Source organism: Methylophilus sp. DMC16 (assembly GCF_056314045.1).
Genome location: NZ_JBQUZC010000001.1, coordinates 1,015,499 through 1,040,216, shown reverse-complemented (window position 1 = coordinate 1,040,216; position 24,718 = coordinate 1,015,499). Strand labels below are relative to the sequence as shown.

The window sequence follows — 24,718 nt, the reverse complement described above, 5'->3', positions numbered from 1 at the left end:
TAAAGGGTGGGGGATTTAATTGCAACAATGTTGCAATTTTGTGTGTAAAAAAAGCAGGCATCCCATTCATAGGCGCCTGCTACTTACGCAATACGTATTTTTACGATCTCATCATCGTTAGATGCGCATGCAACATCGACAGCCTGATATCGCACGCGCTATCGTCATCAAGCGTGCGTCCTTAGTCTCATAGGATCATAAAAGGGGGTAGGGGCCACATAGGCTGACACTCTTTGATGGCTGCACACCACTTCTACTGCCGTTCCAATCGCTGTGTATTCTGGCTTTAAATGCACCATGGCTAAAGACTGCATTAAATAATTGCTAAAGGAGGCGCTGGTGACGACACCGATCTCTACCCCATCTTTGACTATTTTTGCGCCAGCCTCAACACTCGTTGGTGATTTGCAGATTAAACCAGCTTGTTTCACCCGCTCTTTGCCTTTGGACGCCAATACAGCCGCTTTGCCGATGTAGTCTCCCTTTTTATCCAGGTCCACACCCCAGCCCATGTTGATCTCCCATGGCGTGGTATCACCTTCAGGCATTTCGAATGGAAAAAACAAGAGCGCTGCTTCAATGCGCGTTAACTCTAGTGAGTTCCAGGAGGCTGGAATCGCGCCAAAAGGCTTGCCAACCTCTAAAATCTTATCCCATATTTCAATGGCATCTTGCCCCTTACAATAGACTTCGTATCCACGCTCTCCTGAATAACCACCGCGGGCAATGACAACATTTTTACCAAATAGGCTGGTGGGCTTGTGCTTAAAATAATCCAAGCTTGCCAGGTCAAAGTCGATGACATGCGGCGCTAATATCGCTAAGGACCGAGGGCCTTGTAAAGATAAAATATGCGCATCAAGATCGGGCGCGATGGTCACGTCTTTGCCAGCCGAGAGCATTTTTAAGTTTTCCGGTGTTTTGCCTGAGCCGTGGGAGAGCCGAAAGCTATTGGCGCTGTCTCTGATAATCATGATGTCATCACAAATTGCACCCGATTCATCCGTTTCTGCAGCCAAGACACTGTGGCCGGGTTCGAGTTTGGTGATGTCCTTAGCCACCAGCCTATCAAGGACCTTTTCTGCATCTAAGCCATCCACATTGATGATGTTTAAGCCAGACACGTCGTATAAGCCAGCACGACTCCTCACCGCGACAACTTCATCATGGACATCCGTGTGATAGCTCCAAGGAATAGGCATATTATTCCAGATGTCGCCATCTAAATTTGACCCTAATTCCCGGTGTCGAATATTGAGTACTGAGTTTCTAGACATGATGACTTTTCTCCCATTAAATTGATGATTCGGAATACTATAAAAATAAAGATTTGTTCAACACTCTCTTTAGGATGTACTACTTAAGAAGTAAAGTTGTCTTCAAGTGACACCTTCAGAAAGTTGAGCTCACCCAGAGCAGGTATTAAAAAAGGGTGAGCAATCAAACTTGCTCACCCTTGGTTAGGCCACGCGTTCCAATTTGAACTAAATACTATGCAGCCAGAAGACAATGAAGACGCCCACCAGCAACGCTATGTAAGGGAGCACGCCAGCGCGGTTCATGACGCCATCCTTCGCATTGTCTAGTTGCATATCTTCTAGCATGGCTGATGGAAATACACCTTTATCCTGGATGAAGTGTCTGTAAATAAAAACCGGCACAATCAAGGTTGCAAAAAACAGTCCGGCATTGAGGGTGCCTGCCCCCCAGACGTCAGCGCCTAATCCCATCAATCCCAGGTTAACAAAACCGAGTAAGCCGCCTAGAAGCAGTAGGATAGTAGGTGCTTTGTAAGGGCGGTCCCAGTTCGGTCTGTCCATGCGGTGTATCCAGCCGGAATTCAGATTGAGGAAGTTAAAAATGATGTAACCAACATTGGATGCAGCCAATACAAACACATAGTCTGACATCAGCAATAACAGCAGGTTGAAACACAAATCTGTCCACATCGCTTTGGTAGGCGCGCCATGCTCATTGACTTGAGACAAGTATTTGGGCAGCCAGCCATCGACAGAGGCTTGATAAAGCGTACGAGAAGAACCGGCCATGGAGGTCATGATCGAGAGCAAAAGCGCCAAAACCAGCATAATCACCAATACTGTCACAATCAGCTTGGAGCCGCCCAACATACTCGACAACACCCCGGCAACGCCCATGCCACTATAAATGTCTGGTGCCAACATCCCATCGTATACCGCGCCAGTCGTTACGTTACCCGCGGCATCTGTCACCGCTGGCGTCACCAAATGGCCTAAGCCTAAATGCGCCTGAAAAGCGATGGGCACCAGTGTGTACACCGCAATACACAGCAAACCTGAGTAGAAAATGGCCTTAAAAGTATCTGTTTTAGGGTTCTTGAATTCTCGTGTGTAACAGACGGCGGTTTCAAAGGCATACGTTGACCAGGCAGCAATAAACAAGCCCGCCGCCATTAATTTCCAGCCTTCAATATTCCAAATACCATCAATCACATTCCCGGCTGTGTCATAACTTAAAGGCGCCAAGGGAAAGAAATTCGCCATAGGCATGTCGCCGGTGAGGATAGGCACCAAGCCTATCAGCATGAGTGGAATTAAAGCTGTGACCCCCAGGATCATAGTTGCTTTGGCAGAACGTAAAATACCACCGTGCTGTATCGAAAACACTGTGAGTAAAACGGCAGCCCCGAGAATAAACGTTGCGTTAATTCTTAAGCTTAAGCCAGCTTTAATGCTACTCAAATCCATGAGAGTAATTTGCCAGGTGTTGATGGCGGCATCTGGGGAAAATAAGGCACTTAAAATGTAGCCTGCAGCCAATCCAGAACCGATAGCCAATACTGGAGACCATGCGAACCAGTTACACCACACTGAGACTGGCGCGATAAACTTGCTATATCTTACCCATGCAACCGCACCATATACCGATGCACCGCCAGATTTATGTGGAAACAAGCCTGCAATTTCTGCATACGTAAATGCTTGAATAAAACCAAATGTGATAGAAATAGCCCATACCAACCAAGCCGGTTTGCCTACCGTTGCCGAAATGGCTCCCATAGAAAACAATACAAGCGCTGGCACGCCACTGACGACCCAAAAGGCACCTTGCCAACCAATCTTGCGATGCAACGTGTGCTTGCTGTCAGCACCACCTGCAAAGCTGGCTTGAGATATATCAATCGAAGAATTTATACTCACTTTATGTTCCCTTCCCTAAAAGCCTTCTTTTTTTTCACCTATCTACTGACTTCAAGAAAGGCTAATAAGAAGGTCAACGTTCAATGACAATCAGATATCAACTGCACATGGGATTAAGTCAATACATCCACAATGGAATCTATTTTGATGATTTGCAGCTGTTTACTAAATTCTCACTACGGATTACTCCTTAAGGGGTAGCTGGAGAAGATTTCAAAGGAGCGTTGGAGGGGGAGCGTTAGAACGTGTTGATAGGTGCGTATGCGTAACTTTGCGCCTACGCACGATGTGAAAGACCTTTTTGCTGAGCGCTAAAAAGGCACGAGGTCTGCGCTAGTACACCTTATTTTTGATTGTGTGCCCAGACTGCGGCTTCTAAGCGGCTGCTTAATTTAAGTTTGCTCAATAAATGTTTGATATGCACTTTCACGGTGGTGTCGCTAATGCCAAGTTTGCGGGCAATGGTTTTGTTATTGAGTCCGTCACTGAGACATTGCAATATTTCTCTTTCACGCTCAGTGAGCGAAGCCTGCTCATCTTTACGTTGAGGTTTGGGCTCTAAAAGGGCTGTTCTTAGCACTTCAGTGAGTGTGTCTTGAATAATCGTCATGCCATTAGCGACTTTTTTTAAGTTGGCACAGAGGTCTTCCGGCTCCATGTCTTTTAATAAGTAGCCATCAGCACCTGCGCGCAAGGCCTCTAATAAATCGTCTTCAGCATCTGACACCGTCAGCACCACATATTTGGCAGTGAGATCTAACGCTTTAAATTGGCGTAAGGTCTCTATGCCATTCATTCCTTTCATGTTGAGGTCTATCAATACAATGTCTGGTTTAAAGCCAATGGCAGTATCCAAACCCTCTTGCCCTGAGGCGGCTTCACCGATCACTTTGAATGCAGGGTCTGCATCTATGATTTGTCCTACCCCTTTGCGGAAGAGGGCGTGATCATCGATCAAGAACACTTTGTATTGGGTCTGCATCATTTTTAAATGTCTTTCTATGATTGAGGCAACTGTGGCGTAAAAATCAAGCGCACTCGCGTGCCCCCTTGTTTGCGTCTGAGAACCGCAACATTTCCCCCCAGGCTTTCTGCCCGCTCTTGCATGATGCTCTGTCCATAATGGCCAGACGCTTCAGTGGCGGTGTAGCCAATACCATCATCATCAACGATGACAATGATGGTTCCACTGCTTTGAAAATTAAGTGAGATTTCCACTCTACTTGCGTTTGCATGGCGCACTACGTTGGAGAGTGCCTCACGCAATACATGTAAAATATGAAACTCTTCATTGACAGTCAAGCGACAGTTTATCAGACGATTATCCAGGGAAATGGATAGGTTGGAGCGTTGGCTAAACTCATCAATGGCAGTTTGAATTGCCGAGTTTAATCCCCGCACATCCATATGTACGCGGAAGGTTGCCAATAACTCGCGTAGCTCACGATAAGCCGTATTCAAGCCATCGCGCAATTCGTTGACAATGCCGCGAAATTCATTCGTCTCTAATTGGTTGTTGCTTGCACTTTGCAGCCGCGAAATTTGAATTTTCATGAACGACAGTGATTGCGCCAGAGAGTCGTGCAATTCACGGGCAATGGCCGCACGCTCTTCTAACAATGCCAGACGCCGCCCCTCTTGCTCCCGTCCTTGGAAACCCATCACCATAGAAAGTAGATGCGCCGTCAGTTCTATCAATTGCGTTTCTGTTTCATCAAACACATGCTCAATATCCGCCTCGACCTGTAACACGCCCAATGCCCCCGTGGGGGTGACGAAGCCAACTGCAATGCATTGAAAGCCATTGCCATGTGGCGAATTGTCATTGGTATAGAATCTCACCAGATTGGTTGTGGTGAGATCTTCTAAAATGGCGTCACTGAATTTTTCTGGTTTGTGATTGGAAAATAAAACGCGTTCTGTCGAAATGCCGAAGTCATTTTCGGTAAAAATGAGAGAGACATTTAAAATGTTTAAGGCCTTTTCCAGCGAGAATAAACTTTTGCGTAAGACCGTTTCGCTTAATAAAGTGTTGTTGATAGATTCTACAAATTCATGCAGAAAGTCTTGTGATCTAATTAATCGACGCAGGCGTTCACTGCTATTTTGATTGAACCATTCGTTTTCTGCTTTAAACCCTTCTAGTCTTGCCGAGGTTTCGTAGACCAGACGTTCAATTTTGACAAACTCATCTTCATCCTGCTCGCGCTGTTCATTTTGCGCGTCTTGGCCAGCAAAACTGACTAGCGTATCCAGACGATGAACCAGGAGCTTTCTCGCTCTAAACGCGATGGTGATCAAGCAACTGATGGCTAAATAAATGCTCAGCAGCTGCAGCAGTGAAATCACTGATTGCTTTGCCTCGACCTCTTGCAACAATAGCGCGACCAATTGCTCATAGCTTGAGATTAAGGTCTGAACCGTGAGTCGTTGCGAGATGATGGACGCTTGTTGAAAGTGGCTGTCACTGATTTTTTCTCTTGCTTCTCTGAGTTTCTGCAACAGTTGGTTGACTTGCGTGGCATCATGACTGTTAATCTGTGCCACCATTTTGCCTAGGTCAAAGCGTAAATGGGGATCGGCCTTAAGGATTGCTTCGGTCAATTGCTCGGGCGCTTCTCCGATGGCGGTGTCAGAAAAATGTTGCCAGAAAATCTGCTCTTTGGTGATGTCTTGAATGACTTTTTGATTATTAGCAGTGTAGTCGAGCAAAAAGAGAGAGCCAGCCTGCATGAGTATCAAGCTGGAAGTAATACAAAAAATTAATATGATAAGCTTTGCATACAATGTGTGTATTGTCAGATCTTTGATGCTTTTGATCAGGTTTGCAAATTGAATGCTCAAGGATGACTCCGGAATTGAAATTTCCCGCGAAAGGCGCTTAGATGAGTTTGTTTGTTTTTAGCACACTAATATTGAGTGTCATTTTTTTTATCGTCTTTAACGCATGGTGGGTATCTGGCGCCTCATTTAACACGCATTTATCTGCATTGATGATCGCTGCAACCACCGCATTGACTTCCTTGTTGTTGATTGCAATCTACCCCATCTTTCGTAAACATTATACGCGTCATCCCAAGCCATCGATGGATCATAGCGTGACTTGGGCCAACGATGTGTCCAGCAATCTTTCTACGCCTGCCGCAGTCATTGATGGCTACATTGTTAAGTTTGCGAACAAAGCATTTCTGATGGAAATTGGCATGTTAAGCATGCAGGAGCAAGTGGTCGGGATGCCACTGACCAATATTATTCATCCTGGCGACCATCAGCTGCTGGCTTCTCTATTTGCAAAGACAACGGCGACACAAGATAAAAAGAATCACTTACGCATTCGTATGCTCTGCCTGGATGGCAGCATTTTACCGGCACACGTCTCCGTTTCACCCATACAAGAAGACAGTCGATCTGTGGTCAATTTACTCCAATTCTCTTCAAGCCTTTCACAAAAGATGGTGGAATCCAGTGAGTTTGAAAACTCAATACATGAGCAACTCATCAATCACATAGAACAAATTGTGTTTTATCTTAAAGTGAATCAAGAAATCATATTCTTAAATCATTCTTGGGAATCGATGTTAGGTTACAAAGTACAAGAATGTCTCAATAAAACCTTACTTACTTTTGTGCATCCAGAAGATAAACCGTTGGCTGAGGCGAGAATCACTTCTCTGATTCAAGGAAAGCGCAATAAGACCGTTGTCGAGTTTCGTCTGATTGCCAGAAATGGCGATTCTCATTGGGTGGAGTTGCGTGCTAAAAACACCACCGCATACAAGGGCGAACGATCCAGCATCATCGGTACCCTGACCGATATCAGCCAAATGAAGCTCACGGAGTCTACCAAAAGAAGCCATCGTCATCTGCTTAATGCGCTCATCAACAATACGCCTGGCATGATTTATCGTTGTAAAAATGATAAAAACTGGAGTTTTGAATTTGTCAGTGAAGGCGCGGTTGACATCACGGGTTACGAGCCGTATGAAATGATAGGCAACCCCAACTTTTCCTATGCCCAGATTATTCATCCTGAGGACCGCAATATCGCTTGGGATCATGTGCAAGAGAAAATCAGGCATCAACAAAAATTCCAATTACTTTATCGTATTTATACGCGTTCTGGCGCGATTAAATGGGTACTAGAGCAGGGTAAAGGGGTATTTTCAAGTGCTGGAGAGTTGTTAGCACTTGAAGGCTTCATTACCGACGTGGCTCAAGAGGATGGGTCGCAGGCCATACAGCGCTTACAAAAGTATTTCATGTGATTTTCAAGATAGAGGGTATCCAGCGTTATGGGTGCGTCCCTAACGCCACTTCTGCGCCATCATCTTTTTTAGACAGCCATTCCACCGTTAAATCTTTAAACTTGGTTAAGCCTTTGTACTCCACTAAGTCCGGATGTAATGACTTTAGCACGCGATGAAAGCGCTTTGCCCAGCGTGCAGAAGTGCTCAACTCATTCATATTGATTAAATAGCAGCGAATACTGAACAGTATGGCATTGCTGCGTGGCAATCTGAATAAGCTTTGTAACTCAACACGTAAATGTACAAGCTCGCCCACATTGTCGATGCTGACTTTATTACGGTCACCGCCCCACAAGGGATAGTTTTCGGGCGAAGTGTCTAGCCTTGGGTTAATTGTCATGGTCCAATTTAAACGCCGTACGGGTGCACCCAATTGCAAGGCCATGAGGAACTTTAAAGCACGATCCATGACACCTAGTTTCGTCACTTGCGGGACAGGGCCGTGCCACTCATGCCACGCCATGCCCACATCAAAGGCCAGCGACCAATCTGCTTGGCTGGTAATAAAGCCAGCATCGGCGTACAAAGTACCGTTGCGTTGATCCAACAGCACAAAGTCACCTTGCACCTGTCTCCCCATATACTCCATTGGATCCATGTCAAACGAGGTGCTATCGCCAAAGGTAAACGTGTTTTTAATCCCAAGCGGTTTATTTTCCCAGGTCCACAATAGGCCGTCTTTTTTGAGCGAAAATAGGTCAGGATAGTCGTTCGATAAACTTTCCATCGTCAGCTCTAGAAAGTCCCATTGCGCCTCCGCCATGTGTGGCAAGGCCTGGTACCGTCCCGCATCTAGCGCTAATGTTTTGGCTTTATCCTCGCATTCAGCGACGTAGTGCTCATCAATATCAAAAGCAAATTCAGTCACAGCGCCCACCGGCCCCTTGGTGTGGGGCTCAATATTCACTGAATACATATAGGTGTCTTCTGCGAACGGAAATGGAAACCGTTTGATGGCCTCGGGTGAGTTTTGGTAAGTATAGTCATCACGAAAGGTTTCTTTTTTAAAAGCTAAGCTCATAGCATTTCCTGTTAAAGATTGATTTCTAAGGAGTGGCATTTTGCTCGCGAGACGCAAGGCATAATCTTTTTGCCAGCCGCCTTGTCTGCTTCTGATAAATAGTGATCTTGATGCACCAGCACGCCATCAGTTCGGATGACTTCCAGCTCACAGCGGCCACATGCGCCGCCACGGCAAGAGTAGGGCGCATCCACCCCTGCCGCTTCAATGGCTTCCAACATGCTCATTTCTGCGGGGACATGAACTTCAATGTTTGATTTTGCCAATTTCACTTTGAATGGTTCACCTGAAGGGGGCGCTAAAAACTGTTCGCTATGGATATGATTTTCTGGCCAACCCAGTGACCGCGCCGTTTCAATTAAAGCAACCACCATTGCATTTGGTCCACACACATAGACGTGCGTGCCCAAGGGTTGTTTGCTTAATAGCGCTTTGAGATCAATGCTGAGCCCTTCGCTCTCGACATACACATGGACACTTTCAGCGCATTTTTCTTTAAGGGCAGAGGTGAATGCCGCGTGATCCTGAGAGCGATAGGCGTAATGCAATTCGTAATTGGCTTTGGTCCTGATTAAATCTTCAATCTGCGACATGAATGGGGTGATGCCAATGCCACCAGCGACGAGTAGATGTTTACGCGCTCTTTTATCCAACGCGAATAAGTTGTTTGGATACGTGATTTCTAATTGAGAGCCAACGTTGACCTCATGATGGAGGTAAGCCGAGCCACCGCGTGAGTGTTCTTGTAGACGCACGGCAATGTGATAAGTATCAGGCGCCTGCGGAGAGCCCATCAGTGAGTAAGGGTTGCGATGGAGTCGACCATTGATGTTCATCGCAACCACCACATGACTCCCCCCTGAAAATGGAGGCAAACTTGCGCCATCCTCCCTGATAAAGGAGAACTGCTTAATCAGCGGAGTGATTTGCTGAATATTTGAAACAACAACTTTAAATGTACTCAAGGGTAAATCTCCTCAATGCTTGGAATCTGCCCTGGGTCTTCAGCGTCCACCATCAGCCCCATATAAGCACCAAGGCGTCTAGAAAAGTGGTCTCTGACAAACAATTGTTTGCCGCAGCCATCACATTTTTTGATATTGGTATGCGCTTCATAAGAGATAGTCTTGCAATGAACACAATAGATAGGCCGAGCTAAGGTGCCAACGAGCTCTTTGATGATGTCACTGTCATCAATGCCATATTTGTCAGCCATTTGAGCCACCTGCCAGATAAAGCGCTCTGAGCCTGCCACGTAGATGCGTAAGCCCATGCATGCACTGGATAAATGGGCCTCAAAGGCAACGAGTGATTCATCTGTCGTTTCAAACATCAACAGCGCATCCGGCACGACCTTGCTTAAGGGGATGCTGAAATCCTGTTGCACCACTGGGTTTCTCGCATAGAGTACTTTGGTAGGGTGCTCTGGATGCATTTGCTGGAATAACTTCATTGCCGCCAGGCCCCCGGCACTGCCTTCAACCAGCACAATATGTGCGTTTGCTTGTTGTTGCCAGACCAAGGTTGAATAGACCGGCTTACTTCGAATCCAATATCCGCGTTCCATGGTATTTTTCCGTCGTATTTTTCCGTTAAATCATATGCTTAATAAGGGTGCTTCTTGCTATAGGATGAAGTGAGCACCTAGAGAACATATCCTTTAATTCAAGCCTCTTTCACCGCAGGCAATTCGCTTTTATCGGAGAGATAGGCCTCCAAGGAGTCGTCCAACGCTTCTAACCAAGGTGTGTGATGGGGTGGGGACATGGTGCCCGTCATCAAAGAGCGATAAGAGTGATCACGGAAAGTCATGATGTTTTGCTTTTTATGATACTTCCATTCAAGGAAGGTCTTGTTGACCGCAGGAATATCAAATGACGGATAGTCGGTGGCATCGATCAGCTCCTGAATATAGTCGCCTTGGTAGGTGTACATTTCTTCCGCTGTTTGTAGCGTCAGTTCTTTTTCACGCCATAGCATGCTATGCGCTTTCATCTCGGCTTTTGCCGGTAATTCAATACGTCCCAAAATAATGTCTCGCACGTACCAAGCCTGCGCATCAAACATATTGAAGGAATACCACTGATCCTGCATGCCGACATAGAAGAATTTTGGATTGTCTTCCCATGCAACCCCTTTATACAGGTTGAGTGGCCATAGTCGATTGTTGGTTTTTAGGCGTAAATCATCTGCGAGGAATGGAAAGTGATGCAAATAGCCGGTGCACAAAATAATCGCATCCACTTTTCGCGAGCTGCCATCAAGAAAATAAGCAGTATCCGTATCGACTCTGACCAGATTGGGTTTTTCTTCCCAGTTTTTTGGCCATTTATAATTCATCGGTGCGGTGCGGTAACAGCTGATGATGCTGCGTGCCCCATATTTGTAACATTGTGAGCCTATATCTTCTGCGGAATAACTGCTGCCGACCAATAGAATGTCTTTGTCTTTAAACTCTAGGGCATCCCGGAAATCATGGGCATGCAAGATGCGTCCGCCAAACTTGTCAAAGCCTTCAAAACTCGGGATTTTTGGGGTAGAGAAATGCCCTGTTGCGCAGACCACGTAATCAAATTCCTCTGCGTAAATGGTATCCGTGGTGTGATCTTGCACAGTCACGGTGAACTTCTGGGTCGCCTCACTAAAGACGACATTACGTACAGCCGTATTAAAGCGAATATAATCGCGCACACCTGCTTTCTCAACGCGACCTTTGATGTAATCAAACAACACTTCGCGTGGTGGGTATGAGGCGATCGGCCTGCCAAAATGTTCTTCAAACGTGTAGTCGGCAAACTCCAGACACTCTTTGGGACCGTTAGACCAAAGATAACGATACATACTGCCATGGACAGGCTCACCATGTTCATCTGTTCCTGTACGCCAGGTGTAATTCCACAATCCACCCCAGTCGCTTTGCTTTTCAAAGCACACAATTTCTGGAATTTGAGCGCCTTTTGCCTGGGCTGATTGAAAGGCTCTAAGCTGTGCGAGGCCGCTTGGACCCGCGCCGAGTATGGCTATTCGCGTTGACATTAGGATTCTCCATAAATCTGATTGATTAGTTTGCGCCGCGTTTAGAAGCGCGATGTCGCTAAAGTAACCTGCTTCACCAAGATGAAAAATCCTCATCAAGAAGTACTCCAAATTGGGTAAGTGAGGGTGAGGTCATCCCGTTGATGAGGCCGTAGCTGGAGATGTGTTTGGTCTGTTTTAATAACCGCGCATAGGCTAAACCTTGTTAATACACCGGAATCGCTGGCGCTTATGCATTGTTGACATGGCTGAGTGAAGGCGAAGCCTAATACCAAAGAGGTACGCCATGAGGGTAATTGAATCTCATGCCGTCAAAGTCAATATTAGTGCATTGGATAACGGCCTATGAATGAATATCAACCTCTTAATAGATATCCATAGGATAGGCAAGCTTTTAACTTGGACACTTCGTAAGACATGGTGAATCGATGCAAGCAATCAAAGAACAGCAGTGGGGGGAGGACTATTATTTTGGCGCTTCCTTCACCAAGCCTATTAGCAAGTACCGTCTGGATGGACAACAGGCCATTCAATTATCCCTGAGCGCGGGCGACCGGCTTGAAATTCTAAGCCCAGACCAAGCGCAAAGCACCGAGCTGATTATATTGGACGCACATGGCACATTGGCACCTGCGTTACTCGACAAGCGTCCGCCAGTCGTCGCGGTAGGTATTCAACAGCAACTTCAGCAGCGTGGTGCGGCCTCCCAAAGGCTGCGTAATCAATTAAACACTTGGCAGCTGGATGCGTCTTCTTTGCAGCAAGCAATCACAGTGTCAGGTGCAGAGCATGCCAAATTCACAGCGGCAAATGATTTGACTGTCGTGATTGTCGCGGCTGGTCCAAACATGTCTGTTGAAGCGCACACGCCAGTCACCGAAGTGGACATTACCGTGACTTACGCCAATCTGGCAGAACCACCCTTGCCAGCACCATTGGCGCCAATCAAGCACGAGTTGAGGGTTGACCGCGCCACGGCACAGACCTATGAAGTCAAAAAAGGCGAATGGATTCAGATTATTGATGTGTCTGGCAAGCAATGCTCGGATTTTATTGCGTTTGATAAACAGGCTTTGGAACAAGGTAGCGTGTTGGGCCTGGATGCGACAGCGACCAGAACGGTGATGGGCTTGAGCAATCCTGTACCCGGATTGCACTCACGATACCTTGGTTCGGATCTGAAACCCATGATAGAAGTGGTGCAGGATACCGTGGGTCGGCACGATAGTTTTCTACTGGCTTGTACCCCCAAATATTACGAGGACAGTGGCTATTTCGGCCATGCCAGTTGCACCGACAACTTTAACCAACGATTGGCTAAATATGGCATTACACCACGGGCTGGCTGGCCAGCGATTAATTTGTTTTTTAACACCTTTATTGACGCCTCGGGCGCCGTGCTGATGGATGAACCGTGGTCACGGGCGGGGGACTATATTTTAATGCGAGCTGAGCGAGACCTTGTCTGCGCCTCTTCCGCTTGTCCTGACGATATAGACCCAGCCAATGGCTGGCATCCGACCGATATTCATGTGCGTATTTACGATGCTGCACAAGACTTTCCACGCGCCATTGCCTATCGCAACACTTCTGAGGAGCTGCCACGCATGACCAAATCTTCTGGGTTTCACCCCCGAACTTCCGCAATGACCAAAAAGTTTATCGACTATGCAGGCTATTGGGTGGCTACTGAATACGATGGCTGGGGGACGAATGCCGAATATCTCGCCTGTCGTGAACGCGTGGCACTGCTAGATTTGTCGGTGATACGCAAATTTGAAATCGTCGGCCCTGATGTGGTGGCTTTTTTGCAGTATGTATTAACGCAGAACATCAGCCGCATGGCCATCGGTGAAATTGCGCACTCGGCGATTTGTCTTGAAACCGGCGGCATGATCGATGATGGCACCATATTCCGTATGGGGGAACAGGCTTTTCGCTGGTGTTGTGGTGCGGAATACACGGGTATCTGGATGAGGGAAAAGGCCCAAGAAAAAGGCTTTAAAGTCAGCATCCGCAACGCCAGTGCACAGCTAGACAATCTCGCTGTGCAGGGCCCGAACAGCCGCGAGTTGTTAAGCAAGCTGATTTGGACCCCGGAGAGTCAGCCCTCGGTTGAAAAGCTCAAATGGTTTCACTTTGCGATTGGCCGCCTAGGAGGGGCTGCAGGGGTACCCTTGATGGTTTCCAGAACCGGATACACAGGCGAACTGGGCTATGAAGTCTGGTGTCACCCCGATGATAGCGAAGCATTATGGGATGCTGTGTGGCAAGCGGGTCAGCGCTTTCAGATTGCCCCGATGGGTTTGAATGCGCTTGACATCTTGCGCATTGAAGCCGGCTTGAGCATGGCTGAGCACGAGTTTGACCACAGCACCACTCCATTTGAAGCAGGCACTGGCTTCAGTGTGCCTTTAAATAGCAAACAGGAAAACTTTATCGGCCGTGAAGCCTTGTCGCGGCAAGCGCCCGAGAGCCGACATCGTTTAGTCGGCATGATTCTGCAAGGGGGCGACCCTGCCAGTCATGGCGATCATGTTTATCATGGGCGTTTCCCGGTTGGCATCGTCACCAGCGCTACTTATTCGCCATTGATGGGAAAACAGATTGCCATCGTGCGCGTGGCACCCGATTTTTCCAGCATAGGCACGCGCCTGGAAATAGGTAAGCTGGATGGGCAACAGAAACGTTTGGCGGGAGAGGTCGTGAAGTTGCCTTTTTATGACCCTAAGCGCGAGAAACTACTCGCATGAGGCTGATGAGACATATAGATCCTGTGTCGTACATGGTCTTAATGCCTTTGTGTTGCTGGGGGGCGTTTCTCCGCGCTGAATTGTGATGCATACACTGAGTAAGTGCATCCAGCATGGCAAAGATTTAGAGTGTAAGGGTCTTTGCCAGACCAATCACTAAGGTCATTGTGATGAGCCAACTAGCGCGGCTTGGCGTTTTTTGAGATGAGCTTATGCAACAACCACGGCAAGGGTGTTTTGCTGAGCCACTGACGATGGTCGGCCACCCACGGATATGCCCGGCTAAGCAAGGGCCTTAGTATTCGACTGGACCAGAATTTGCCCATCTTTGTGAAGCCTGTCACGGTGTATGCCGCGGCAAAGACATCGACACCATTGATCCAGCGTCCCATCGCATCTTGCGCATGAATCCTGTTCATCAGGGCGTCACGCGTGACCGGGCAACTGTCGGGTAACTGCATTGCAGTTTGCGAACAGTCGACCAGTATTAACTGGTTTGTATCATCAGCTTGCTTCAGCGTCTCCATTTCAGTTCGACACAAGGGGCAGGAGGCATCGTAATAAATGGTCAGCGGAAAGGTAATTTGTGAGCACATAATTTAGTTCTCAATGGGACTTTGCTAGATTAAAGCGCTGGTCTTAGCCCTTGAATCCACTCACTTATGAGCATCAAAAATCACGCAAGTTCGCGTGCTAATGGCGTCTACAACACCAGCAGGTTAAGCGTGTGCGACTGCGGCCGTTTTCTGGCAATCCGGACACAATCCCTTCAAGCTAATCTCAATATTTGACACCTGATAAGTATCAAAAATCGCCTGTGGAATATGCGCAGCGAGTTCGTGTATGCATAACACGGTGCCGCAGGACTGGCAGAGCAGGTGGGCGTGGCCGTGGTTGTTGAGCATGCCAGGGGACGTGCTGCTGGACGTTTTAAAGCTGCGTCTTGGGCTGTTTAGCTGGTATTTCCAGGCGCGGTCTTCGGTGGATATTTTGTGTATGAGGGCGTTTTCCTGCAACCAGTCGAGGACGCGATACACCGTGACCCGGTCAATTTCTTTCACGCCTTGCAAGGCGGTTAGAATTTCAGGCTGACTCAAGGCGGTATGCGAGTTGATCAGCGTCGTGAGCACGGCCGTTCGTGCTTGTGTCGGGCGTAACCCGGCTTCTATTATCAATTGTTCAGCGGTAACCATGGCTAAAATTATGAACTACACGAAAGCATGGAGCAACCCGCCTTTTGTCTTGCCCAGTCTGGGCGCTTTTGCGCAAAGTGTTCTTTGCCAGGCTGCAGGGTATACGGCTGCCGTAAGACTTCCAGTAATTCCAGCAAGCGGCTATTGTCGCCTGCTGTGGCCAAATCAATCGCTTCTTGGGCCAGGTAATTGCGCAGTACATAGACCGGATTGGCGGCAGCCATGCGTTGCTGGCGTTGCTCTATTGTTTGCTGGGATTGCGCCAGGCGCTGGCAATAATTCATCAGCCAGGCCTGAATATCCTGATTAAAATCCTGCCAGCCTTTTTGCGTGTAAAAAGCGTTTTGCAGGGTGCTGACTTGCGGTTGTTGCAGGTCAATTTGCGCAAGCTGGGTGAAAAACAGTGTCTGGTCAATTTCGGCACGGGTCATGAACTCAAAAATCTGGTTGATGAGCTCGCCATCCCCCTCTTGCCAGCGCTCAAACCCAAACTTGTCAGCGAGGCTGCTGGTGAGGGCGCGGAAGTAAGTTTGGTCATAGGTGGCGATTCCGTCCGCCAGGCCTTGTGTGGATGGTAACAGCGTACCCAAGGCTTCTGCCAGCCGTTCCAGGTTCCAGCGGGCAATATCGGGTTGGCGGCCAAAGCAATAACGGCGCCCTTGTGCGTCGGTGGTGTTGGGTGTCCAGCCAGGGTCAAAATTATCTATCCAGCCATAAGGGCCATAGTCTATGGTCAGGCCGAGGATAGACATATTGTCGGTATTCATCACGCCATGCACAAAGCCCACACGCATCCAGTGCGCGATCATGACTGCCGTACGGGCACACACTTCTTCAAACCAGGCTTCAATCAGCTCTGGGGCTGGGTCATTCACATCCAGCGTCAGTCCGGTTGACGGCCACCAGTCGGCAAAGTCCCGGTCCAGGGTAAAGCCAATCAGGCGTTTTAACAGCGCGAATTCTTCACGGCTGGCCAGCAGCTCAAAATGCCCAAAACGCGTAAATGAAGGGGCCACGCGGCAGACAATGGCGCCAGGTTCCAGCTGCGGATGCCCATCGTAAAACATGTCACGCACCACCTGGTCACCAGTCTTGATCAGGCTTAAGGCGCGCGTGGTCGGCACGCCCAGATGGTACATGGCTTCCGAGCATAAAAATTCGCGCAAGCTGGAGCGTAATACGGCACGGCCATCTGCCGAGCGCGAGTAGGGGGTCTCCCCTGCGCCTTTAAGTTGCAATTCAAAACGCTTGCCGCCATGCACTAACTCACCCAGCAAAATGGCACGTCCATCGCCCAACTGACCCGCCCAATGCCCAAACTGGTGGCCGCCATAGCGGGTGGCATAGGTAAACATGCCGTCCAGCATGCCATTGCCACCCAGCGTTTGTATCAGTTCGCGGTCTTGCATGTCGGTGGCTGTGAGTCCCAGCATCTCGGCCACTTCTGCGCTATAGGCGATCAGTTGCGGATCTTTGACCGGTGTGGGTTGTACGGCTGACCACAAGCAGTCACTGACTTGTCTGGTGTAGTTGTGGCGGATCGGGTCGCCCGGCAGTTCGCGGACAAAACGGTTATCAAAAGTTAAAGGGCGCATTTAAAATGGGCGTTCCCGTGAGTTCAATCGTGCTTTTAATCATAACATTTTATCCATGCTACACTTTGACGCTTTATCAATGACAAGCTTATCCAGTGTTAGCACCAATCTGTTTTTGAAAGTCCTTACCCCCTTATGAGCCATCTGCAAGGTTTAAGTTTTCAAGACATCAAAAAGTTGAAAGGTGTGCTGATATTTTTTTGTCTGTTTATCGTCATGCAGCAAATTTGGTTGAGTGTTGCCGATACCGGCGTAGGGGCGTGGTGGATCAACGAGGTCATTATTCGGACATTGGCATCCACCATAGGCTGGCTGGCTGACGAAAAAGTGACGGTGGCAGGCAGCCTGCTAACAGGCGCACATGCCAGCATGAATATTGCCAATGGCTGTGATGGGGTGGACATGATGCTAATGTTGATCGCTGCACTGTTAAGCTCAACATTAAGCCTGCGGCAAAAGCTGCTGGGTGCCTTGTATGGGTTACTGTTTTTATTTTTAATCAATCAACTACGGTTGCTGCTGTTGTTTGAGGTATTGCAGCACGATCGCCAGCACTTTACCTTTACCCACGGTATTCTTGCGCCTTTTTTAATGTTGGGCGCCACCGGAATATTTTATGCATGGTGGCTGGCCGCCTCTACCCAGCCTCTGGCGGATGATGAGTCCACATGCGCTTTGCAATAATGTTTTTCTGTTACGTCTTGGGCATTGGGCTGGCGCTCAATGCATTTTTCAGTCCCTGTATCCAGGTACTTTTGCCACTTTTCAAAGGGCTATTGACTTTGATTGATGGTCATTTCGAGGTGATCTCCGCCCAGGTGATGACAGTGGGCGATGCGCAAGTCATCGATTTTGAGGTGAGATTGGCAAAGTCTTTCTGGGTGGGAAAGCATTTTATTGAAGTGGACCCCACCGGCGTTGCGCATGCCAGTACGACGCTGGTGCATCTTTGGCAAAGCCTGGCGGTATGCCTCGCGCTGATCTTGTCCTGGCCAGAGATCCTTATGCGTAAACGCTTGCTGGCTCTTGCTTACGGGCTGTTAGGTACGCTGCTGGTGTGGTGCATCGATGTGCCATTCGTTTTGCTGGCTGCCTTGTGGCAAATGATTGATGCGCACTATGGCATTGCAGACTTTTCAATCTTGACTGATTGGCAGCAGGTACTTGAAAACGGTGGCCGGTTAATATTGGGATTGATGATAGGCTGTTTGGCCATTTTCTTGGCTTAGCTGCTTGAGAGTACAGCGGGGGCTTGCCATGGTCACTCAATGCCCGCATCCTGCCGGGCATGGTTCTGCCTTCATCAAGCCTTCATAAATCAAATTTAGCATCTGCAAGCTAATTACAATCTATGCCTGATAGCGCACGATGCCTTTTTTACTGCTGTATTTCCTCATCACTTTTTCTACCTTTTCTCATGCAGCAGACATTGAGCAAGAAATCCTGACCCGTTTTAATCAGGGCGAGACACAGGATTTAATTGTTGAATATGATGATGCGTCTGTGAATAAAAGCCTGATCGCAACGCGCTTGAATAAGCGGCTAAAGACCGATAATGACGATGTGTTGGCAATCAAGCGCAAGGCTTATGCTTCGCTTAAAAGCCAAATGAAAATGCTAGAGCTGCAGCAGGGCATCCAGGGGGTCAAAGACTATCCATACTTGCCACTGAGTTTAAAGCGCTTTAAATCGCTCAGGTCGCTCAAAACCTTCATGGCCAATGGCAACATCAAGGCCGTGTATGTTGACCGGATCATGCACAAGGTACTCACGCAGAGCTTGCCTTTGATCAATCAGCCTGTGGTCAGCCAGGTTAATTACAAAGGGGCCGGGGCCACCGTGGTCGTGATTGATGATGGCATAGACTTTACAAAATCGGCGTTTGGTCCTTGTACTGCTGTGGCGACGCCCTCGGCGACGTGTCGCGTGGTGGTGGCTAACACCATCGTCAATTCTGGCACAGCCAATGCCAGCCCAAATCATGGTAGCAATGTGGCGGCGACGGTATTGGGCGTGGCGCCAGAGGCCAAAATTGCAGCAATCAATGTCTTCAATAATAGTGGCGGCGCTTATACAAGCGATATTTTGAGTGCGATCAACTGGGCGGTTGCCAATCGAGCCACATACAATATTGTGGCCATTAACATGAGCTTGGGGGCGTCGGATAAAAATACCAGTCCCTGCCAGTCCAATCCTTTTACCAGTCCGATACAACGGGCAAAGGATGCCGGCATTAATGTGGTAGTTGCCGCAGGCAATGATGGATACCTGGATGGCATCAGCACACCTGCTTGCGCGCCAGCGGCCATTTCAGTCGGGGCAGTGTACGACAGTAATGTCGGAGGCTTGGCCTATAGTAACTGTACCGATACGACTTCGGCCGCGGATAAAGTCACTTGTTTTTCAAACAGTGCCAATTATTTAACCCTGCTGGCGCCGGGTGCTTTAATCACTGCAGCAGGGATCACGATGGCAGGCACTTCTCAAGCGTCTCCGCATGTGGCTGGTGCGGTCGCCGTGTTAAGGTCAGCGTTTGTTAATGAAACAGCAGATCAAATTCAAGCGCGATTGACCAACTTTGGCAAACCGGTCACAGACAGTCGTAACAGTTTTGTCAAACCCAGGCTGGATTTAAGCGCTGCAGCCCGTCCGCAAAATGATTCATTTTCTAACCCCGCCTTGATGAGTGGCGACTCTGGCAGTGTCAGTGGCACCAATCTGCTCGCGACGGCAGAAGTGAGCGAGCCAGCCCATGCCGACCTGGCAGCGCAAAATACGGTCTGGTTGCAGTGGACGGCACCAGCTTCTGGCCAAGTAACGCTTACCGTCAATGGCAGCGTTGCGAACCCCAGACTTGCGGTGTATACCGGGACAGCAATCAGCGCATTAACGCCTAAAGCAGGCATTGATAATGCGAATTCCCCCCTGTATTTTCAAGCTAGCGCAAATACCCAATACCATATCGCCCTCAACACCAATCAAACGGATGCCGGTAGTTATCAACTGTCATGGCAATTGAACACGCAGGCAAATGCCAATTTATCCGTTACTTTTAGTGGCCCTAACCAACAACTCGCGCTGGCCACGCCTTATCTTTACACCTTAACTGTTGCCAATGGCGGGCCCTCGAATGCCACCAATGTTGCCGTACAACTGAGTTTGCCAACGGGGGCGGATCTGGTCAGTGCAGACCAGAGATGCCAATTGCAGGGCAGAACACTGACTTGCCGCGTTGCACAGTTGAATGCAGGGAGTTCAAGCAGTTTTAATGTACAACTGTCGTGGACCAATACGCAGGATGTCCCACCGTTGGTCATCTCTGTGAATTCTGACTTGGCGGATGCTGACACTGGCAATAACTCGACAACATTTTCGTTACCAGCCACTCAGGCCTCCACAGTGACTGATGTGCCGACGCTGCCTGAGTGGGGGCTCATTCTCCTGGCTTGTATGTTGATTTTTTTGAACCGCAGAAACCTCCAGAGAGTTTAGCGCTCCCTTTTCTTTTTTCATCTCGGCATTTCTTGCACGCTGAATCAAACGCGCTAAGGTATCATTACGGCTGTATTTTAAAGAATCAGTTGAATGAACGTATTTTATGAAGAGGATGGCGGCTTTAAAGTCGCCTCCATCATGTCCGAGGCCGATAGCAGCATGCAGGTCGAAGCGAGCTCGGGCAAGCGCAGCAAAATCAAAACCGCCAATGTCTTGATGCGGTTCGAAGGGAGTTTGTCCGGTTTTCTGGAGGCCGCCCAGGCCGAAGCCGAAACCCTGGATACCGATTTTTTATGGGAATGCTGTGGCGAGGATGAGTTTGGTTTTGAAAGCCTGGCCGAGGAATACTATGGCGGCAAACCCAGTCATCAGCAAGCTGCTGCCATTGCCATTAAATTGCATGGCGCGCCCATGTATTTTTACCGCAAAGGCAAAGGACGCTACAAGGCTGCGCCTGAGGACACGCTGAAAGCGGCATTGGCGGGGATGGAGAAAAAGCGCCAGCAAGCTGAACTGTTGGCACAGATGGTTGCACAACTCAAAGTGCACAGTTTGCCAGACGGCTTTGCCAGCAAACTGGACCAATTGCTCTACGCGCCGGATAAAAACAGCCTGGAGTGGAAAGCGCTGGATCAGGCGGCCAGCGAACTCAAGCAACTGCCGGTGCAAGTGCTGCATGCCAGTGGCGCCATTGCCTCGATTCATGATTATCACCTGGGGGCGTTTTTACGCGAATATTTTGCCAATGGCACGGAGTTCCCGCCGTTTACACTGGCCGATCTCCCCGAGGCGCTGCCTTTGTCAGCGGTACAGGCCTTTAGTATTGATGACAGCACTACCACCGAAATTGATGATGCCTTATCGGTGACCGCGCTGCCTAATGGCAATACGCAGGTCGGCATCCATATTGCAGCACCAGCCTTGGGTGTGTCGCCGCATGCGTCGCTGGATAATGAGGTCATGAAGCGGCTGTCTACGGTGTACATGCCCGGGCATAAAATCACCATGTTGCCAGAAGCGGCCATCCGTCCGTTTAGCCTGGATGCCGGCCAAGTGAAACCGGCTTTGTCCCTGTATCTGGAAGTGGCACCTGATTTCAGCATTGTCAGCCATCAAAGCCGCCTGGAGCAGGTAACCATCATCGAAAACCTGCGGCACGACACGCTGGAGCCTTATTTTAACGAGCAGACGCTGGCCGAGGACAGTGGCCATCCGCTATGGCAACCGTTGGTGTTTTTGTTCCGCTTTGCCGAGAGCCTGGAAAAAGCGCGCGGTAAATATGACCCGACCCGGCCACAACCGGTGGATTACAATTTTTATGTGAGCGAGGGTAAGGTCAGCATTATCAACCGCCAGCGCGGCTCTCCCATGGATAAACTGGTGGCCGAGCTCATGATTGCCGCCAATAGCCAATGGGGCCTGTTATTGGCGCAAAACGAAGTGCCCGGTATTTATCGCGCACAAAATGGTGGCAAAGTGTACATGACCACCAAAGCCGAAGGCCATCAGGGCCTGGGCGTGGCGCAATATGCCTGGTGTACCTCGCCGTTGCGCCGCGCGGTGGATTTGATCAACCAGCGGCAACTGATCAGCGTGTTGACCCTGACGCCGCCAGTCTACCCGGCCAACAGTGATGAAATTGTCGGCCATATGCGCAATTTTGATCAAACTTATAATGCCTACAACGAGTTCCAGACACGGATGGAGCGCTACTGGTGCTTGCAGTACCTGATCCAGGAAAACATCACTGAAATCGACGCAACGGTCTGGCGTGAGAATCTGGTACGCCTGCAAAACTTGCCCTATATGACCAAGGTACACAGTTTGCCTGCGACCAAGCCCGGCAGCAAAGTCCGGCTGGCGGTACAAAAAGTCGATACTTTACTGATGGAGCTGGACTGTAAATTCCTGCACCTGATCGAAGAGACCACAGAACCCTCAACGGAAGCCGAGGCTGTGGTGGAAGCAAGCATGGAGGCGCCTAATGTTTAAATTTAACCGTAAAGTGCACAAAGCCGTCTCCGACTTTGAAATGGTGGAAGTCACCGAAATGGATGGCGTGCGCTCCATGCACTTGGGCTCGCCGACCATACAGAGCAGTATGAGCGTGAAAGACCCGTTTGCGCTGGTCCTGGCCTATTCCTGGGGCGCCATGAGTAGCTTGTTGTTCAAGCCGGATGCGCGCAAACTGTTGCTGGTTGGGCTGGGCGGCGGGTCGATTGCCAAATATGTATGGAAATATTGTCCGCAGATCAAGCAAACGGTGGTGGAACTGAATCCGCAAGTGATCCAGGTGGCACGCAGCCATTTTTTTGTGCCGGATGACGATGCGCGATTACAGATCATCGAAGGCGATGGTATTGCCTATCTGCAGCAGCATCCTGGCAGTGTCGACTGGCTGATGATGGATGCCTTTGGTAGCAACGGCTTGCCGCCAGACTTTTGCACCCAGGCTTTTTTTGACGACTGTGCCGATGCACTGACGCCGGATGGCTTGTTTACGATTAACCTGTGGGGCTCGGACAAAAAGTTTGATATCTACATGCAGCGCATGGAGCAGACGTTTGACCAGCGCGTGCTCATGATGCCTACCGGCAAGCCCGGTAACATCATCGTGTTCGGCTTTAAAGCCGAACTGCCCATCCCGGATCTGGCGACGTTGCGCAAACGTTCGCAAGACGCTATGCAGACGCATCGTATCAACTTTCCCGACCTCATAGACCGCCTGCAAGGCGCAAACCCCAATAACGGCAAGGAGTTTCAACTCGGTGGCTAATTTTCTGAATCATTTTTTCGCAACCTGCCCACGTGGCCTGGAAGCCATTCTCGTCGACGAACTCAAGCAGAGCGGGGCGCGCGACATTAAAGCCACCGATGGCGGTGCCAGTTTTAGCGGCGAGTTGTCGGTGTGCTATCACGCCAACCTGCATTCGCGTGTCGCCACGCGCATTCTCATGCAAGTGGGTCGGGGCCAATATCTGAAAGAAGACGATATTTACCAGGGCGCGCTCAAAATTAACTGGCCTAACTGGTTTGATGTCAAACACAGCATGATGGTTAAGGTCACGGCCGTGCGCAGCCCGCTCAAAAGCCTGGAATTTATTACCCTGCGCGTCAAAGACGCGATTTGCGACAAATTCCGCCAGGCCGTCGGCAGCCGCCCGAACATTGATACACGCGAACCCGCGGTGCGTGTCCACGTCTACCTGACCAGCGACAGTTACCAACTGTATGTCGATACTTCCGGCAACCCGCTGTACCAACGTGGCAACCGCAAAAACAGCATAGAGGCGCCGTTGCGTGAAAACCTGGCCGCGGGCATCCTCAAGCTCACCGGCTGGCAGCCGGGCCAGGCCTTGCTGGATCCCATGTGTGGCAGTGGCACCTTTTTGCTTGAGGCGGTGATGATAGCTCTCAATATTGCGCCTGGTTTAAATCGCAATTTCGGCTTTGAAAAACTCAAAAACTTTGAATCTGATACTTTCCGTAAAATCCGCAATGCCGCAGCCAAAGCTGCCAAGCCGGTCAGTTTCCAGAGCATTTACGGCTCGGATATGGATTTACGCGCCGTACGCGTCACCAAGCAGAACCTGGAAATGGCGGGCTGGCTGGACGCCGTACAACTGACACACTGGGAATTCACGCAAGTGGTGCCGCCCGCTGACAGCGGTGTCCTGGTCGCCAACCCGCCTTATGGCGTGCGTATTGGTGAAGATGAGACCTTGGCCGCCTTGTACCCCGAAATGGCCGCTGCGCTCAAACAGAAGTTCTCTGGCTGGAATACCTATTTCCTGACCAACGACTTGCGCCTGCCCAAGCTCATGCGTCTGAGCCCCAGCAAGAAAACCCCACTGTATAACGGCCCATTGGAATGCCGGTTGTTTGAAATTAAGATGGTGGCAGGAAGTAACCGTAAATAGGGCAGTTGTATTCTTATCCGTCGATGCCTTATGCATCAATGTAGGTCGCATGTATTCATCCGCTGCAATCTCTAGTGTCTGTGAAGGACGACAGGCGCTGGCAGATTGCATTGCAGTTTCAAAGTGCACGTTTGGATCAAATGTTAATGATTGTTTTATCTGAACCGCATTTCCATTGTTTAGTATAAATTATAGTGGCAAATATTATCGTTAGCATTT

Annotated in this window: 19 protein-coding genes; 8 read left to right on the top strand and 11 right to left on the bottom strand. The window is 49.3% G+C overall.

Features of this window, described 5'->3' with window-relative positions; genetic code table 11:
• Positions 1 to 167: 167 nt before the first annotated feature.
• From ACT53D_RS05020 to ACT53D_RS05005, 4 genes are all read right to left on the bottom strand, one after another.
• Positions 168 to 1,277, bottom strand: a complete 1,110-nt coding sequence (locus tag ACT53D_RS05020) for an aminomethyl transferase family protein (protein ID WP_476154810.1) — start codon at positions 1,275 to 1,277, stop codon at positions 168 to 170.
• A gap of 207 nt (positions 1,278 to 1,484) precedes the next feature.
• Positions 1,485 to 3,173 (bottom strand): APC family permease, encoded by a 1,689-nt coding sequence (locus ACT53D_RS05015; protein ID WP_476155592.1) that lies wholly within the window; start codon positions 3,171 to 3,173, stop codon positions 1,485 to 1,487.
• 349 nt (positions 3,174 to 3,522) lie between these two features.
• Positions 3,523 to 4,161, bottom strand: a complete 639-nt coding sequence (gene narL, locus ACT53D_RS05010) for a two-component system response regulator NarL (RefSeq protein ID WP_049639842.1) — start codon at positions 4,159 to 4,161, stop codon at positions 3,523 to 3,525.
• A 17-nt stretch (positions 4,162 to 4,178) separates the two neighbouring features.
• Positions 4,179 to 6,023: a histidine kinase gene (locus ACT53D_RS05005; RefSeq protein ID WP_476154808.1), complete on the bottom strand. Its 1,845-nt coding sequence runs from the start codon at positions 6,021 to 6,023 to the stop codon at positions 4,179 to 4,181.
• 41 nt (positions 6,024 to 6,064) lie between these two features.
• Between ACT53D_RS05005 and ACT53D_RS05000 the strand changes: the two genes are divergently transcribed.
• On the top strand, positions 6,065 to 7,444 hold the full coding sequence (locus ACT53D_RS05000) for a PAS domain-containing protein (RefSeq protein ID WP_476154806.1): 1,380 nt from the start codon (positions 6,065 to 6,067) through the stop codon (positions 7,442 to 7,444).
• Positions 7,445 to 7,469: 25 nt separating this feature from the next.
• On the opposite strand, the gene ACT53D_RS04995 is transcribed toward ACT53D_RS05000, so the two are convergent.
• From ACT53D_RS04995 to ACT53D_RS04980, 4 genes are all read right to left on the bottom strand, one after another.
• Entirely contained in the window at positions 7,470 to 8,507 is a 1,038-nt protein-coding gene (locus ACT53D_RS04995) for a heme-dependent oxidative N-demethylase family protein (RefSeq protein ID WP_476154804.1), read from the bottom strand.
• Positions 8,508 to 8,518: 11 nt separating this feature from the next.
• A complete protein-coding gene (locus ACT53D_RS04990) occupies positions 8,519 to 9,472 on the bottom strand; it encodes a PDR/VanB family oxidoreductase (protein ID WP_476154802.1) in 954 nt (317 codons plus the stop codon).
• Positions 9,469 to 10,074: a dimethylamine monooxygenase subunit DmmA family protein gene (locus ACT53D_RS04985; RefSeq protein ID WP_476154800.1), complete on the bottom strand. Its 606-nt coding sequence runs from the start codon at positions 10,072 to 10,074 to the stop codon at positions 9,469 to 9,471. The genes ACT53D_RS04990 and ACT53D_RS04985 overlap by 4 nt, the downstream gene beginning before the upstream one ends.
• Positions 10,075 to 10,172: 98 nt before the next feature.
• Complete coding sequence (locus ACT53D_RS04980; protein WP_476155590.1) at positions 10,173 to 11,639, bottom strand: NAD(P)-binding domain-containing protein; 1,467 nt, start codon at positions 11,637 to 11,639, stop codon at positions 10,173 to 10,175.
• 332 nt (positions 11,640 to 11,971) lie between these two features.
• Here ACT53D_RS04980 and ACT53D_RS04975 point away from each other — a divergent pair, with 332 nt between their 5' ends.
• On the top strand, positions 11,972 to 14,296 hold the full coding sequence (locus ACT53D_RS04975; protein WP_476154798.1) for a DUF1989 domain-containing protein: 2,325 nt from the start codon (positions 11,972 to 11,974) through the stop codon (positions 14,294 to 14,296).
• Between the two features lie 179 nt (positions 14,297 to 14,475).
• Here ACT53D_RS04975 and ACT53D_RS04970 read toward each other — a convergent pair whose 3' ends face one another.
• From ACT53D_RS04970 to ACT53D_RS04960, 3 genes are all read right to left on the bottom strand, one after another.
• Complete coding sequence (locus tag ACT53D_RS04970; RefSeq protein WP_476154796.1) at positions 14,476 to 14,892, bottom strand: thiol-disulfide oxidoreductase DCC family protein; 417 nt, start codon at positions 14,890 to 14,892, stop codon at positions 14,476 to 14,478.
• 123 nt (positions 14,893 to 15,015) lie between these two features.
• Entirely contained in the window at positions 15,016 to 15,489 is a 474-nt protein-coding gene (locus ACT53D_RS04965) for a Fur family transcriptional regulator (protein ID WP_476154794.1), read from the bottom strand.
• Positions 15,490 to 15,497: 8 nt separating this feature from the next.
• Positions 15,498 to 17,084 carry a protein adenylyltransferase SelO gene (locus ACT53D_RS04960; RefSeq protein WP_476154792.1) on the bottom strand — a complete coding sequence of 529 codons (1,587 nt, stop codon included), beginning with the start codon at positions 17,082 to 17,084 and terminating at the stop codon, positions 15,498 to 15,500.
• A gap of 216 nt (positions 17,085 to 17,300) precedes the next feature.
• Between ACT53D_RS04960 and ACT53D_RS04955 the strand changes: the two genes are divergently transcribed.
• From ACT53D_RS04955 to ACT53D_RS04930, 6 genes are all read left to right on the top strand, one after another.
• Positions 17,301 to 17,768, top strand: coding sequence for an archaeosortase/exosortase family protein (locus tag ACT53D_RS04955; RefSeq protein WP_476154790.1), 468 nt, complete (start codon positions 17,301 to 17,303; stop codon positions 17,766 to 17,768).
• On the top strand, positions 17,753 to 18,313 hold the full coding sequence (locus tag ACT53D_RS04950) for a hypothetical protein (RefSeq protein WP_476154788.1): 561 nt from the start codon (positions 17,753 to 17,755) through the stop codon (positions 18,311 to 18,313). Before ACT53D_RS04955 ends, ACT53D_RS04950 begins: the two co-directional genes overlap by 16 nt.
• 139 nt (positions 18,314 to 18,452) lie before the next feature.
• Complete coding sequence (locus tag ACT53D_RS04945) at positions 18,453 to 20,576, top strand: IPTL-CTERM sorting domain-containing protein (RefSeq protein WP_476154786.1); 2,124 nt, start codon at positions 18,453 to 18,455, stop codon at positions 20,574 to 20,576.
• 93 nt (positions 20,577 to 20,669) lie between these two features.
• On the top strand, positions 20,670 to 22,571 hold the full coding sequence (locus tag ACT53D_RS04940; protein ID WP_476154784.1) for a ribonuclease catalytic domain-containing protein: 1,902 nt from the start codon (positions 20,670 to 20,672) through the stop codon (positions 22,569 to 22,571).
• Positions 22,564 to 23,355: a polyamine aminopropyltransferase gene (locus ACT53D_RS04935; protein ID WP_476154782.1), complete on the top strand. Its 792-nt coding sequence runs from the start codon at positions 22,564 to 22,566 to the stop codon at positions 23,353 to 23,355. The genes ACT53D_RS04940 and ACT53D_RS04935 overlap by 8 nt, the downstream gene beginning before the upstream one ends.
• A gap of 4 nt (positions 23,356 to 23,359) precedes the next feature.
• Positions 23,360 to 24,499, top strand: coding sequence for a THUMP domain-containing class I SAM-dependent RNA methyltransferase (locus ACT53D_RS04930; protein WP_476155588.1), 1,140 nt, complete (start codon positions 23,360 to 23,362; stop codon positions 24,497 to 24,499).
• Positions 24,500 to 24,718: the final 219 nt, after the last annotated feature.

Bases quoted from the DNA above. Each gene is read 5' to 3' on its own strand.
- ACT53D_RS05020 (WP_476154810.1), bottom strand. From the start codon at position 1,277: ATGTCTAGAAACTCAGTACTCAATATTCGACACCGGGAATTAGGGTCA.
- narL (WP_049639842.1), bottom strand. From the start codon at position 4,161: ATGCAGACCCAATACAAAGTGTTCTTGATCGATGATCACGCCCTCTTC.
- ACT53D_RS05000 (WP_476154806.1), top strand. From the start codon at position 6,065: ATGAGTTTGTTTGTTTTTAGCACACTAATATTGAGTGTCATTTTTTTT.
- ACT53D_RS04995 (WP_476154804.1), bottom strand. From the start codon at position 8,507: ATGAGCTTAGCTTTTAAAAAAGAAACCTTTCGTGATGACTATACTTAC.
- ACT53D_RS04985 (WP_476154800.1), bottom strand. From the start codon at position 10,074: ATGGAACGCGGATATTGGATTCGAAGTAAGCCGGTCTATTCAACCTTG.
- ACT53D_RS04980 (WP_476155590.1), bottom strand. From the start codon at position 11,639: ATGAGGATTTTTCATCTTGGTGAAGCAGGTTACTTTAGCGACATCGCG.
- ACT53D_RS04975 (WP_476154798.1), top strand. From the start codon at position 11,972: ATGCAAGCAATCAAAGAACAGCAGTGGGGGGAGGACTATTATTTTGGC.
- ACT53D_RS04970 (WP_476154796.1), bottom strand. From the start codon at position 14,892: ATGTGCTCACAAATTACCTTTCCGCTGACCATTTATTACGATGCCTCC.
- ACT53D_RS04965 (WP_476154794.1), bottom strand. From the start codon at position 15,489: ATGGTTACCGCTGAACAATTGATAATAGAAGCCGGGTTACGCCCGACA.
- ACT53D_RS04960 (WP_476154792.1), bottom strand. From the start codon at position 17,084: ATGCGCCCTTTAACTTTTGATAACCGTTTTGTCCGCGAACTGCCGGGC.
- ACT53D_RS04955 (WP_476154790.1), top strand. From the start codon at position 17,301: ATGCAGCAAATTTGGTTGAGTGTTGCCGATACCGGCGTAGGGGCGTGG.
- ACT53D_RS04950 (WP_476154788.1), top strand. From the start codon at position 17,753: ATGCGCTTTGCAATAATGTTTTTCTGTTACGTCTTGGGCATTGGGCTG.
- ACT53D_RS04945 (WP_476154786.1), top strand. From the start codon at position 18,453: ATGCCTTTTTTACTGCTGTATTTCCTCATCACTTTTTCTACCTTTTCT.
- ACT53D_RS04940 (WP_476154784.1), top strand. From the start codon at position 20,670: ATGAACGTATTTTATGAAGAGGATGGCGGCTTTAAAGTCGCCTCCATC.
- ACT53D_RS04935 (WP_476154782.1), top strand. From the start codon at position 22,564: ATGTTTAAATTTAACCGTAAAGTGCACAAAGCCGTCTCCGACTTTGAA.